We start from the raw sequence: 13279 nt of genomic DNA, 5'->3' as shown, positions 1-13279 counted from the left end.
TGAAATACTTAGTACCACTTACGCATTAGTCTTTAGCTAATGTGTTCCTCTTTTTTACGCTTAACGAATTTAAGACTTCTAACATAAAGTTAAATGTATACAAAAAAAGCTTTTCAAAAGAAGAAACTGCAATGTCAAAAATGACATCGCAGTTTCTCAAATTATTCATCTATAAAAGTAACTTTGAAGGTCGAACCTTCTCCAAGTCTACTATTTATGTTGATTCGTCCGTTATGGGCTTCGACAATATGTTTAGTTATTGATAAACCTAAACCTGTACCGCCAGAATCTCTACTTCTCGCTTTATCTACTCTGTAGAAACGTTCAAAGATATGTTTTTGATCCTTGACGCTAATACCAATTCCGAAATCTTGAATTTCTAAATTAACCTTTTTACCCTCTCTAAATACTCGTACAATAACCTTATTATCCTCAAGAGAATAATTAATCGCATTTGAAAGTAAGTTAGTAATAACTTGAGCAATTTTATTTTCATGAGCTTCTATGATGACATCTTTTTCAATTTCAGGTTGAATTTCAATATTTTTATTTATAGCTTGAGTCTGCAAGTTATCAATCGTATTATAAGCTAATTCAGATAAATTCATATAGTTCGTTTCAATCTCGGTTTGTTGTTCGATATGCGATAAATCCAATAAATCCATAACTAACGATTCTATTCTATTAGATTCTTTCAAAATGATGTTCAAGAACATATCAAGAGATTGCTCATCATTTTTAGCACCTTCAATAAGTGTCTCTGCAAAACCTTTAATAGAAGTAATTGGGGTTTTTAATTCATGTGACACATTAGCCACAAACTCTCTTCTAAGATTTTCTAATTTTTGAAGGTTAGTAATATCATGAAGTACGACAACCATACCTTGTAATTTCTTCTTAGATTTGGACAAAATTGGGACACATGATACATCAAAGTATTTAGTATGTACATTATTAATGTCTACTTCAATTTGATCATAGATTACCTTCTCAGTTCTAAAGCTTTCTATTATTAGCTTCTCAATACTATCATCTATGAAACCAATATAATTCTTATTTTCAACCTGTTGATCCGGACTAAATACTTCATAGTAAGCATGGTTCGCAACAACTATTTCGCCATGTTTATCAATCATTAAAACAGAACTTGGTATATTCTCAAGTGTTGTTTTCAAACGATTTGATTGTATTTTTTGACTATTGTTCAATTTCTGCAATCTTCTGGCTAGCTCATTCGTTGTTACAAAAAGTGCACGTGTTTCCTTAACATTACTTTCTGGAACACGAACATGATAATAACCATCTGCCAATAATGATGTTGCATACGTCACTTCATTAATAGGTCTTATGTATGTTCGATTGATACTTCTACTAGCTAAGTAAACTGTGAATAACACTATGACGCCTATTATAGAAAGGTATTTCCACATTTCTCTTTGTAAATCTATGATTTCATCATTAATTCCACTTATGTATACGGTTTTGTTACCTATATTATCTTTAAAAGTATAGCGCGTACCGATATTAGTTTTTTTAGTAATTAAGTTAGAAGGATTTGCTGCATTATCAATTCTACTATCTATCTTTTTACTATCACCTGATGAAAAAATGATGTGTCCATCAGCTTCGTTTTTTATAACAACGATATTTTGTTGATTATCAGCAAGGTTGTCAATCTCTTCACCTTTTTTATGATTTAGTAAATTGACATAATTATGTGCTTCTTTTCTTAATTCATTGATTTGATTGCTAGTTAAAGTTTGATAAATTGTGTTGTGAATAATTGCACCTAAACCAATAAAACTAATTATTGTTATAGTACTAATTAATAATAATAAACGGTGATGAAACTTTAGCATTAAGCTTTAGGTCTCTCCAATTTATAACCTAATCCTCGCACTGTTTTAATTAATTTAGGTTGTTTTGGATTCTCTTCCAATTTATCTCTTAAATGACTAATATGTACATCGACGATTCGAGAGTCCCCAGCAAATTCATAATTCCAAACAGAATTGAGCATATGCTCTCGTGTAATGACACGGCCTTGTCTTTCAATTAAGTATAATAATAATTCGAATTCTTTAGGAGTTAACTCTAATAATTCTTCATCTTTATATACTTCAAAGAATTCAGGACGTATACGAATAGAGTCGATGATGATGTCTTCCTCATCTGTGTCCTCTTTCTCAATTTCATTAACAAACTTAGAACGTCTTAAAATAGCCTTAACTCTTGCAACCACTTCTCTAGGTGAGAATGGCTTTGTCATGTAATCGTCAGTACCTAGTTCAAGTCCTAAAACACGATCAAACTCATCATCTTTTGCGGTTAACATTAAAATAGGTACTAAATTTTTGTCAGATCGAATTGATTTACACACCTCAATACCATCCTTCTTAGGTAACATGACGTCCAATACAATAAGTTCAGGTTGCTCTTCTTCAACCTTTTTTAATGCTTCCTCGCCGTCATACGCGACTTCAACTATGTATCCTGCTGTTTCTAAATTATACTTTAGTAAGGTCACGATTGATTGTTCATCATCAACCACTAATACTTTTTGTGACATGGTGTGCCTCCCTATTTTGTTATTACAATTTCATTATAACTGAAGTTCAAATAAAAATAACATAGCTACACATCAATTTTACATAAACTTAACAAAACAAATATATTTGCACATATATTAAGAAAATATTTGTTTAATATTGTCTTAACATTAATTAACCTATCATCTTTTGAAGTAAAAAGATAATGATAACTTACATTTTTACATAATCTTTAAAAAAGGGTTGGCTTTCGCCAACCCAACAAAGATTAGTATCTTATTTATTTTTAACTCTAATTTAGTTTACTTTAAGTTTTTAATTAACTCGTCAGCGAACTCTGAAGTTGAAACTTCTTCAGCGCCATCCATTAAACGAGCAAAATCGTAAGTTACAATTTTAGAAGCGATAGTTGCTTCAATTGAATCAGTGATTTTATTAGCAGCTTCTTGCCAACCTAAGTGTTCTAACATTAGAACTGAACTTAAAATTTCTGATGATGGATTAACTTTGTTTAATCCAGCGTATTTTGGAGCTGTACCATGAGTTGCTTCAAAGATAGCGTGGCCTGTTTCGTAATTAATATTAGCACCTGGAGCGATACCAATACCGCCAACTTGTGCAGCTAAAGCATCTGAAATGTAGTCACCATTTAAGTTCATAGTTGCTACTACATCATGTTCAGCTGGACGAGTTAAGATTTGTTGTAAGAAGATATCAGCAATTGAATCTTTGATAATAATTTTGCCTTCTTTTTCAGCTTTATCTTGAGCTTCATTTGCTGCATCTTTACCTTCTTTTTCAACAATTTCATCATATTGTTGCCAAGTAAATACTTTATCACCAAATTCATTATGAGCTAAGTCATAACCCCATTGTTTGAATGAACCTTCAGTGAATTTCATAATGTTACCTTTATGCACTAAAGTCACAGATTTACGATTGTTATCTAAAGCATATTGAATAGCTGCTCTAACAAGACGTTCTGTACCTTCTTTAGATACAGGTTTAATACCAATACCTGAAGTTTCTGGGAAGCGGATGTTAGTAGCTCCCATCTCATTTTGTAAGAAATCAATTACTTTTTTAACTTCTGAAGTTCCTTCTTTAAATTCAATACCTGCGTAGATATCTTCAGTGTTTTCACGGAAAATAACCATATCTACATCTTCAGGACGTTTAACTGGAGATGGTACACCTTGGAACCAACGAACAGGACGTAAGCAAGTAAATAAATCTAATTCTTGTCTTAAAGCAACATTTAGTGAACGGATCCCGCCACCAATTGGCGTAGTTAAAGGTCCTTTAACAGCGATTAAATATTCTTTAATCGTGTCTAAAGTTTCTTGAGGTAACCATTCTCCTGTTTCATCATAAGCTTTTTGTCCAGCTAAAACTTCTTTCCATTCAATACGTTTTTCGCCGTTGTAAGCTTTTTCTACTGCTGCATCAATAACGCGACTTGCAGCTTTCCAAATATCTGGTCCAATTCCATCACCAATAATAAATGGAATAATTGGTTCGTTTGGTACATTTAAACCTTCATTAGTTTGAGTAATTTTTTCTGCTGACATAAATCTAACCTCCAAGTATATTTAAACTTTCACTAAATACTATATGTTATTTTATTATCTTTCTTCAATAGGAACATATTTACGATCTTTCTCACCAATATATTGAGCTCTTGGTCTCATAATTCTGTTGTCTCGATATTGTTCTAATATATGAGCAATCCAACCAGAAGTACGACTTACTGCAAAGATTGGTGTAAATAAATCATGAGGAATGTTCATACTGTGATAAACAGTTGCACTGAAGAAATCAACATTTGGAATTAAGCCTTTTTCATCTTTCATACGCTTTTCAATAGCTAATGAAATATCAAATAATTCGCTTTGACCAGTTTCTTCAGTAATTTTACGGCTCATTTCACGTAAATATTTAGCACGTGGATCACCATCTTTATATACACGGTGACCGAAGCCCATTACTTTATCTTTATTAGCGAATCTCTCATCAAGGTAACTATCAACATTATCAGTACTACCTACTTCTTTTAACATTGCCATTACACGTTCATTTGCACCACCGTGTAGAGGCCCTTTTAATGAACCTACAGCAGCAACAATACCTGAATACATATCAGAGAGTGATGAAACAGCACAACGAGCAGTGAATGCAGATGCGTTTAATTCATGATCGGCATGTAAAATTAAAGCTTTATTGAATGCTTCAACTTCAATGTCAGTTGGAAGTTCGCCTCTTAACATGTATAAGAAGTTCGCTGCATAACTTAATTCTGAATTAGGTTTAACAGGTTCTTTACCTTCTCTTACTCTTGCAAAAGCCGTAACTAATGAAGCAATTTTTGCTTGAATACGAATTGCTCTTTCATACTTTTTATCTTCAGATTCATCTTCAGCATCTGGATCGAAATGAGCAATATAAGATACAGATGTACGTAACGCTGTCATAGGATGAACATCATCAGTTACATACTCTTCAAAGTGTTTATAAACTCTTTCGTTTAGAGTCATAAACTCAAATAATTTTTCTTTCAATTCTTTTAATTCTTCTTTATTTGGAAGTCTATAATTCCAAAGTAAGAAAATAATTTCTTCGAATTGGGCATTTTCTGCGAGATCATCAATATCATAGCCCGCATATGTCAATTGACTGTCAATTATTGAGCTGATCTTAGTTTCAGCTGCAATAACCCCTTCTAAACCTCTTTGTAATTCTGCCATGATAAATTTCCCCTTTACTATTTCTTTATGAAATGGCTTTCACCTAGTATTATAGCTAAATTCAAACAATTTGTGAAACATTATAAATAACTTTAAACATGTAAAAATGGTATATTAGCTTGACCTTAATGTATGTTAACATCTTTAAAAGAGCGTGAAATTAAACTTTACATAGTATATAACTCATCAAATTTCAAAAATATTGTGATGTTTTCGTTTAGTTATCAAGAATGATTACAAAATATAAATATACATTTTAGTGAATTTTCACACTTTTTTTGCGAAAAGAATTGTATAAATAGCCTTATAAGTGCATAATATAAATATCTTATAGTAAGGGAGATGTCTTATGGCTGAAAATTTACAAAGAGAATTGAGCAATCGTCATGTTCAATTAATCGCCATTGGAGGCGCTATAGGAACGGGGTTATTCCTTGGTGCCGGTCAAACAATTGCAATGACGGGTCCCTCAATATTGCTTACCTATATCATTATAGGATTTATGTTATTCATGTTTATGCGTGGATTGGGAGAAATTATAATTCAAAACACTAATTTTAAATCATTTGCGGATGTTACTAATAAATACATAGGACCATTTGCTGGATTTATTACAGGGTGGACATATTGGTTATGTTGGATTATTACTGGTATGGCTGAAGTTACAGCGGTAGCTAAATATGTTAGTTTTTGGTTCCCTGAAATACCTAATTGGATTAGTGCTTTATTTTGTGTATTAATCTTAATGTCATTTAACCTACTAAGCGCCAAATTATTTGGTGAATTAGAATTTTGGTTTGCAATCATTAAAATTGCCACAATTATTGCTTTAATCGTTGTAGGTATTGTCATGATTCTTTTTGCTTTCAAAACACAATTCGGACATACAAGTTTAACTAATTTATACAACCATGGAATATTCCCTAAAGGGGCTTCAGGGTTCTTCATGTCATTCCAGATGGCACTATTTTCATTCGTAGGAATCGAAATGATTGGTGTTACTGCTGGAGAGACAAAAGATCCTGAACAAACTATACCAAGGGCAATCAATAGTGTACCTATTAGAATATTAATTTTCTATGTTGGGGCATTAGCAGTAATTATGTCAATCATTCCTTGGTACAAAGTTGATCCAGATAACAGCCCTTTCGTTAAATTATTCGCTTTAATTGGAGTACCATTTGCAGCTGGAATAATTAACTTTGTGGTTTTAACTGCTGCTGCATCATCATGTAATAGTGGTATCTTTTCAAATAGTAGAATGCTGTACGGACTATCTAATCAAGAACAAGCTCCACCAGCCTTCTCTAAAACGAACAAAAACGGTGTACCACACACAGCTATTATAGCTTCATCAGCATTATTGCTAATTGCAGCGTTGTTAAATTATATTTTCCCTGACGCTACTAAGGTATTTACTTATGTTACAACTATTTCAACTGTACTATTTTTAGTTGTATGGGCATTAATTATTATTGCTTATATCAATTACAGTAGAAATAATCCAGAGTTACATAAAAAGGCAACTTATAAATTACCTGGTGGTCTATATATGGGATATGCAATATTAATTTTCTTCATTTTTGTCTTCGGCTTATTATTTGTAAATGTCGATACTAGAAGAGCTATCTATTTAACACCTATTTGGTTTATTATTTTAGGTCTCATGTACTTACGATACAAAAAGGTAAGCAAACACGCGTAATAATAATAATTAATACCAGCGTTAGAATTTGAAATGTCTAACGCTGGTATTTTTTTATCACCATTCAAGTTTTAAAACACAAAAACTGAGACATTATAAATAATGCCTCAGTCATGTAAAATTATATTTAAATTAAATTATAGTACGTTAGCGTAGCCTTCAAAGATTTTTCCTTGAGCTGCATCAACAGTAACTAACATATCGTTCTTAATTTCTTTAGTAGCTTTTTCAACACCAACTACTGTTGGAATACCTTTTTCTAAACCAACGATTGCACTTGGTGAAGTGATACCGTTCTCTTCAGTAATTAAACCAATAGCATTTTCGACATAAGGTACTAATGTTTCATCAACAGAGTTAGTAACAATGACTTTATCAGATAAATCTTTACCCTCTAAGTCACTTGCACTTTTAGCAACAATAGCATGGCCTACTACTGATCCACGACCTACGCCTTGGCCACGAGCAATTTCATCACCTACTAAGTGAATTTTCATCATGTTTGTTGTACCTTTTTCACCAGTAGGTACACCTGCAGTAATAATGATTAAGTCTCCATTAGAAACTCTACCAGTCTCAACTGCAGTTGCTACTGCGTTATTAAGTAATGCATCAGTGTTTTTACGTCCTTCTTTAACTACAGGATTAACGCCCCAAACAATCGCACATTGACGTGCAGTTTCTTCACTAGGAGTAACAGCGATAATATCAGAGTGTGGACGATATTTTGAAATCGTACGTGCAGTTGATCCACTCTCTGTTGCAGCAACAATTGCTTTAACATTTAAATTAAGCGCTGTATGTGCTACAGAAACACCAATGGCATTAACAAGAGATGTTTCAACTAACTTAGTACGGTCAGATAATAATTTTTTATAATCTTGCGCTGCTTCAGCTGAAACTGCGATATTTCTCATCGTTTTAACTGCTTCTTCTGGGTATAATCCCGCTGCAGTTTCACCTGATAACATAACTGCATCAGTACCATCATAAATGGCATTAGCAACGTCACTTGCTTCCGCACGAGTTGCACGAGGATTACGTTGCATTGAATCTAACATTTGAGTTGCAGTAATAACTGGTTTACCTAATTTATTACATTTTCTAATTAAATCTTTTTGAACCATAGGTACTTTTTCTGGTGGTATTTCAACACCCATGTCACCACGAGCAACCATTAAACCATCAGAAACTTCTAATATTTCGTCAATATTATCGATACCTTCTTGGTTTTCAATTTTAGGGAAAATTGTGATATGAGCTTTTTCTTCTTCAAGAATTTGGCGAATATCTAAAACATCACTAGGACGTCTTACGAAACTTGCTGCGATAAAATCAACATTTTCTTTGATACCAAAGCGGATATCATCAGCATCTTTATCAGTGATACCTGGTAAATTAACTTTTACTCCTGGTAAGTTAACACCTTTTTTATTTTTTAATTCTCCTGTATTTAAAATATCACATTTAACTTCGCCTTTATCTTTATTAATTTCTTTAACTTGTAGTTCAACTAAACCGTCATCTAATAAGATATAAGAACCTTCATTTACATCGTTAATTAAGTCTTCATAAGTAACTGAGAATTTCTCAGGAGTACCTTCAACTTCATTCATACTTACAATAACTTCTTTACCTTTTTCTAATTCAATAACGCCATCTTTCATATTATGCGTACGAATTTCTGGCCCTTTAGTATCTAATAATAGTGCAACAGTTTTATCTAAACGTTTAGCAACTTTACGAATTGTATCAATTCTTGCTTTATGTTCTTCATGACTACCATGAGAGAAGTTTAAACGCGCAACGTTCATACCCGCGTTAATTAATTTTTCAAGCATTTCTTCCGATTCAGAAGCTGGTCCTATAGTACATACAATTTTAGTCTTTCTCATTATATAATCCTCCCATAATTTATATTGATAATTCTTTAGCTAATTGATACATATCTTTATCAAATTTATGATTACTTTCTCCAAAGATATCATCAAATGGTGTAGCAGTTAATTGATTATTTTTAATACCCACACCTTTAGCAGTTTCACCTTGTTTAAGTAATTCTACAGCGTGTCCACCTAACCTTGAAGCCAACACACGGTCAGCTCCAGAAGGGCTTCCTCCACGCTGAATATGACCTAAAACTGATACTCGAGTATCAATATTGATGTATTTCTTTAATTCATCAGCACATTCTTGGCCACTCATACATCCTTCAGCGACCATAACGATAGAATGTTTCTTACCTCTTTTTATACCCTGTTCAATCTTTTCTGCAACATCTTTAATGTCTGTATGAACTTCGGGTACTACAATCGTCTCTGCGCCAACAGACAATCCTGCCCATAACGCTAAATCACCACAGTCTCGACCCATAACTTCTACTATAAAAGTACGAGCATGACTTGATGCAGTATCTCTAATTTTATCGACCGATTCAATAATTGTATTCAAAGCAGTGTCAAAACCTATAGTGAAATCTGTACCATTAATATCATTATCAATAGTACCAGGTATTCCAATAGTTTGAATTTCCTTACATTCTTCACTAATACGTTGAGCACCGCGATAACTACCGTCGCCCCCAATGACAACTAAGCCTTCAATACCACGTTTACGAAGGTTTTCAATACCTTTCTTACGCACATCTTCTTCTTTAAATTGAGGGCACCTAGCTGAAAATAGGAACGTACCTCCACGTTGAATTGTATCCCCTACAGAGCCTAATTCAAGCTTGTGAATATCATCGTCAAGTAAACCTTGGTAACCATGATAAATCCCATAAACTTCAATATTATTGTAAATTGCTGTACGAACGACTGCTCGAACTGCAGCATTCATACCTGGTGAATCTCCACCGCTAGTTAAAACTGCAATTTTTTTCATGACGACATACCTTTCTTTAACTAGATTTATCTTTAACTCTAAATTACCACAATTTATTTTACTGTTCCATCAAAAGAAAGCCTTTCAACGGATGTAAACGTTTTAAATAATGAATTTTTTCTAAAATCATAAAAAAGAGCTAATAGCCTTTAAATCAAGACAATTAACTCTTAATAATTTATTCTACAACTGATCCTATGTGTCTAAATTTCTCGAAACGATCATTAGCTAAATCTTCACCAGATTTTTGGTTCAATTCATTTAGATGTTTCACAAAAACTTCTTTAATTGTTGAAGCTTGTGATTCTATATCTTTATGAGCACCACCTAAAGGTTCATTAATCACTTCATCAACAATATTTAAACCTTTAAGATCATTAGCTGTAATTTTCATAGTTTCAGCAGCAATTTTAGCTAAATTACTATCTTTCCAAAGTAAAGCAGCAGCGCCTTCAGGTGAAATAACTGAATAAGTACTATTCTCAAGCATAAGTACTTTATTAGATATACCTATACCAAGCGCACCACCACTACCGCCTTCACCAATAACGATTGCGATAACAGGGACTGTCAGTGATGCCATTTCAATTAGATTTTTAGCTATTGATTCACTCTGACCACGTTCTTCAGCTGCTTTACCTGGATAAGCACCTTTTGTATCAATAAAAGTAAAGATCGGACGGTTAAACTTTTCAGCTTGTTTCATTAAACGAAGAGCTTTACGGTATCCCTCTGGATGAGCCATTCCAAAATTACGATAAATGTTATCTTTTGTATCTTTACCACGTTGCTGGCCGACTGCAGTGACAGCTTGTCCGTTTAGATAACCAATTCCACCAATCATGGCAGGGTCATCTCTATAATTTCTATCTCCATGAAGCTCAATAAATGAGTCGAAAATATAAGGTATATAATCCAAAGTAGTTGGACGCTCTTGTAAGCGGGCAATCTGTACACGATCCCAAGGCTTCAAATTGGTATAAACTTTTTTAGTTTCTCTCTCAAGCGACGCTTCAAGCATATCTATTTCTTCTTGTAGATCAACTTCATTTTTCTCTTGAGATTCTTTTAACGATTCAATTTTATTTCTTATTTCAAAAAGTGGCTTTTCAAAATCTAACATTATTTACTCACCTCTTGATGGATATTTAAGATATTAGAAAGCGTTTCTTTCATATCTTTACGATGAATAACTTTGTCTAATTGACCATGCTCTAATAAAAATTCAGCCGTTTGGAAGTCATCAGGTAACTTTTCATTAATAGTTTGTTCAATGACACGTCTACCAGCAAAACCTATAAGCGCTTTAGGTTCACTTAAATTAATATCTCCTACTGAAGCAAAACTTGCAGAAACTCCTCCAGTTGTCGGGTTAGTTATATATGAGATATATAATAAGCCTGCATCAGAATGACGTTTAAGTGATACACTTGTTTTTCCCATTTGCATAAGTGAAATAATGCCTTCTTGCATTCTGGCACCACCACTTGCTGAAAAGAGAATAAATGGTAGACGGTGTTCAGTACAGTAATCTATAATTCTGCAGATTTTTTCACCTACTACTGATCCCATGCTTCCCATTCTAAAACGGGCATCCATTACGGCCACTCCATATTTAATACCATCAAGTTCAGAAGTACCGGTAACTACAGCTTCATTTAATCCTGTCTTTTGTTGATCTTTCTCTACCTTTTCAATGTAGCCAGGGAAATCTAATGGATTCGCAGAGGTCATGCCCTTGTCGAATTCTACAAATGTCCCTTCATCTGAAATAGCTTCAATTCTCTTATGTGCAGTGAGTGCGATGTGGTGATCACAATTGAAGCACACATTTAGATTTTCAGCTAATTCTTTAGTGTACATAATTTTTTTACACTTTGGGCATTTAGTCATAATCCCAGCTGGCACATCACTTTGTTTAGAATCTTGAACTGTTAAATATTTCTTTTTTTTACTTCGATTAAAAAAATCTTTAAACATTGGTAAACCTCCAAATAACCTCTGTTACTACCATTTTTTTAATTTCCTGATTCAATATGCTCATGAATAAACTATATTCTAACCAGCATAGAAATCAACTTCAAAATTATTTTAAATCTGTCACTTTCATTGTTTTATCATAAATATCTTGAGGGTTAACTTCGATTCTTGCAACCCCTGATTCCATAGCAGCTTTGGCTACGCTTCTAGCAACAGATGGCGCAACTCTTTTATCAAAAGGTCCAGGAATACAATAATCAGGATTAAGTTCATCCTCATCAATTAAGTCTGCAATTGCTTCTACAGCCGCTTTTTTCATATCTTCATTGATGTGAGTTGCTTCAACATCTAATGCACCTCTAAAAATACCAGGGAAAGCTAAGACATTATTAATTTGGTTAGGAAAATCTGAACGTCCTGTACCAATGACTTTAGCACCTGCTTCTTTAGCATCATCAGGTTTGATTTCAGGGTTAGGATTTGCCATAGCAAAGATAATTGGATCCTCTGCCATGCTCTTAACCATATCTTTAGTTAATAAATCTGCTACAGATACACCAATAAATACATCTGCATCTTTAATAACTTCTTCTAAAGAACCATCGATTTTATCTTTGTTTGTCCAGTTAGCAACATAAGCTTTAGTATCATTCATACCATGTTGTCGACCTTCATAAATAGCTCCTTTAGAGTCGCACATAATCATGTCTCTAACACCGTAAGAATATAAAAGTTTTACAATAGCAATTCCAGCAGCTCCAGCTCCGTTTAGTACAACTTTAATATCTGATAAATCTTTATCAACAATTCTCAAAGCATTGATTAAACCAGCCATAGTAACAATTGCTGTACCATGTTGATCGTCATGGAATACTGGGATATTAGTTTCTTTTTTCAATGTTTCTTCTATTTCAAAACATCTCGGTGCTGAAATATCTTCAAGATTAATACCACCATAATTAGGTTGTAGTAATTTCACAGTATTAACAATTTCATCAGTGTCTGTCGTATCTAATGCAATAGGTACGCCGTTGATACCAGCAAAGCTTTTAAACAATACCGCTTTACCTTCCATAACAGGAATGCTAGCTTCTGCTCCAATATTACCTAAACCAAGAACAGCAGTCCCATCAGTTACCACTGCTACAGTGTTTGCCTTTATTGTATAATCATAAACTTTTCTTGAATCTTCATGAATCTCCTTACAAGGTTCAGCAACACCAGGTGAATAAGCTAAACTAAGCTCTTCTTTATTAGTTACTTTTATATTTGGTGTAATTTCTAATTTACCTTGATTCTCTTTGTGCATCTCTAATGCATCGTCTCTTAAAGACATGAAATCAACCCCTATTTTAAATAATTTTAAAGTTAAAAAATAACTGTACTTATTAGATAAAAATCGTGAATGTTGAATCTAG

At 33.3% G+C, this 13279-nt stretch carries 10 protein-coding genes; 1 reads left to right on the top strand and 9 read right to left on the bottom strand.

The genetic code is table 11. The annotated features are described in order from the left end of the window. Window positions 1–161: 161 nt before the first annotated feature. From pnpS to V6C74_RS05585, 4 genes are all read right to left on the bottom strand, one after another. Window positions 162–1859 carry a two-component system histidine kinase PnpS gene (pnpS, locus tag V6C74_RS05600; protein ID WP_002453428.1) on the bottom strand — a complete coding sequence of 566 codons (1698 nt, stop codon included), beginning with the start codon at window positions 1857–1859 and terminating at the stop codon, window positions 162–164. Beyond that, window positions 1859–2569 carry a response regulator transcription factor gene (locus tag V6C74_RS05595; protein WP_337988208.1) on the bottom strand — a complete coding sequence of 237 codons (711 nt, stop codon included), beginning with the start codon at window positions 2567–2569 and terminating at the stop codon, window positions 1859–1861. The genes pnpS and V6C74_RS05595 overlap by 1 nt, the downstream gene beginning before the upstream one ends. Before the next feature lie 282 nt (window positions 2570–2851). Continuing rightward, window positions 2852–4120 carry an NADP-dependent isocitrate dehydrogenase gene (gene icd / locus V6C74_RS05590; protein ID WP_016898227.1) on the bottom strand — a complete coding sequence of 423 codons (1269 nt, stop codon included), beginning with the start codon at window positions 4118–4120 and terminating at the stop codon, window positions 2852–2854. 54 nt (window positions 4121–4174) lie between these two features. Continuing rightward, window positions 4175–5293 (bottom strand): citrate synthase, encoded by a 1119-nt coding sequence (locus tag V6C74_RS05585; RefSeq protein ID WP_002434679.1) that lies wholly within the window; start codon window positions 5291–5293, stop codon window positions 4175–4177. Window positions 5294–5642: 349 nt separating this feature from the next. On the opposite strand from V6C74_RS05585, the gene V6C74_RS05580 reads away from it, so the two are divergent. After that, window positions 5643–6998, top strand: coding sequence for an amino acid permease (locus tag V6C74_RS05580; RefSeq protein ID WP_002453431.1), 1356 nt, complete (start codon window positions 5643–5645; stop codon window positions 6996–6998). 137 nt (window positions 6999–7135) lie between these two features. On the opposite strand, the gene pyk is transcribed toward V6C74_RS05580, so the two are convergent. The 5 genes from pyk to V6C74_RS05555 all read right to left on the bottom strand — a co-directional run bounded on the left by pyk (window position 7136) and on the right by V6C74_RS05555 (window position 13197). Beyond that, window positions 7136–8893 (bottom strand): pyruvate kinase, encoded by a 1758-nt coding sequence (gene pyk, locus V6C74_RS05575; RefSeq protein WP_002453432.1) that lies wholly within the window; start codon window positions 8891–8893, stop codon window positions 7136–7138. A gap of 19 nt (window positions 8894–8912) precedes the next feature. Continuing rightward, window positions 8913–9881 carry a 6-phosphofructokinase gene (gene pfkA, locus V6C74_RS05570; RefSeq protein ID WP_016898228.1) on the bottom strand — a complete coding sequence of 323 codons (969 nt, stop codon included), beginning with the start codon at window positions 9879–9881 and terminating at the stop codon, window positions 8913–8915. A gap of 178 nt (window positions 9882–10059) precedes the next feature. Next, the gene (locus V6C74_RS05565; protein ID WP_002453433.1) at window positions 10060–11004 is read right to left on the bottom strand and encodes an acetyl-CoA carboxylase carboxyltransferase subunit alpha; all 945 of its coding nucleotides are present in this window, start codon (window positions 11002–11004) and stop codon (window positions 10060–10062) included. Next, window positions 11004–11861 carry an acetyl-CoA carboxylase, carboxyltransferase subunit beta gene (gene accD, locus V6C74_RS05560; RefSeq protein ID WP_002453434.1) on the bottom strand — a complete coding sequence of 286 codons (858 nt, stop codon included), beginning with the start codon at window positions 11859–11861 and terminating at the stop codon, window positions 11004–11006. The genes V6C74_RS05565 and accD overlap by 1 nt, the downstream gene beginning before the upstream one ends. Before the next feature lie 106 nt (window positions 11862–11967). After that, a complete protein-coding gene (locus V6C74_RS05555) occupies window positions 11968–13197 on the bottom strand; it encodes a malic enzyme-like NAD(P)-binding protein (RefSeq protein WP_002453435.1) in 1230 nt (409 codons plus the stop codon). Window positions 13198–13279 lie beyond the last annotated feature (82 nt).

This window comes from Staphylococcus capitis subsp. capitis (genome assembly GCF_040739495.1).
Lineage (GTDB): Bacteria > Bacillota > Bacilli > Staphylococcales > Staphylococcaceae > Staphylococcus > Staphylococcus capitis.
The sequence above is the reverse complement of the archived record's forward strand: the minus strand, read 5'-3'. Positions and strand labels throughout refer to the sequence as shown.

Coding starts and splice junctions, on each gene's coding strand:
- accD (WP_002453434.1), bottom strand. CDS start 11,861: ATGTTTAAAGATTTTTTTAATCGAAGTAAAAAAAAGAAATATTTAACA.
- V6C74_RS05585 (WP_002434679.1), bottom strand. CDS start 5,293: ATGGCAGAATTACAAAGAGGTTTAGAAGGGGTTATTGCAGCTGAAACT.
- pyk (WP_002453432.1), bottom strand. CDS start 8,893: ATGAGAAAGACTAAAATTGTATGTACTATAGGACCAGCTTCTGAATCG.
- V6C74_RS05580 (WP_002453431.1), top strand. CDS start 5,643: ATGGCTGAAAATTTACAAAGAGAATTGAGCAATCGTCATGTTCAATTA.
- pnpS (WP_002453428.1), bottom strand. CDS start 1,859: ATGCTAAAGTTTCATCACCGTTTATTATTATTAATTAGTACTATAACA.
- V6C74_RS05555 (WP_002453435.1), bottom strand. CDS start 13,197: ATGTCTTTAAGAGACGATGCATTAGAGATGCACAAAGAGAATCAAGGT.
- icd (WP_016898227.1), bottom strand. CDS start 4,120: ATGTCAGCAGAAAAAATTACTCAAACTAATGAAGGTTTAAATGTACCA.
- pfkA (WP_016898228.1), bottom strand. CDS start 9,881: ATGAAAAAAATTGCAGTTTTAACTAGCGGTGGAGATTCACCAGGTATG.
- V6C74_RS05595 (WP_337988208.1), bottom strand. CDS start 2,569: ATGTCACAAAAAGTATTAGTGGTTGATGATGAACAATCAATCGTGACC.
- V6C74_RS05565 (WP_002453433.1), bottom strand. CDS start 11,004: ATGTTAGATTTTGAAAAGCCACTTTTTGAAATAAGAAATAAAATTGAA.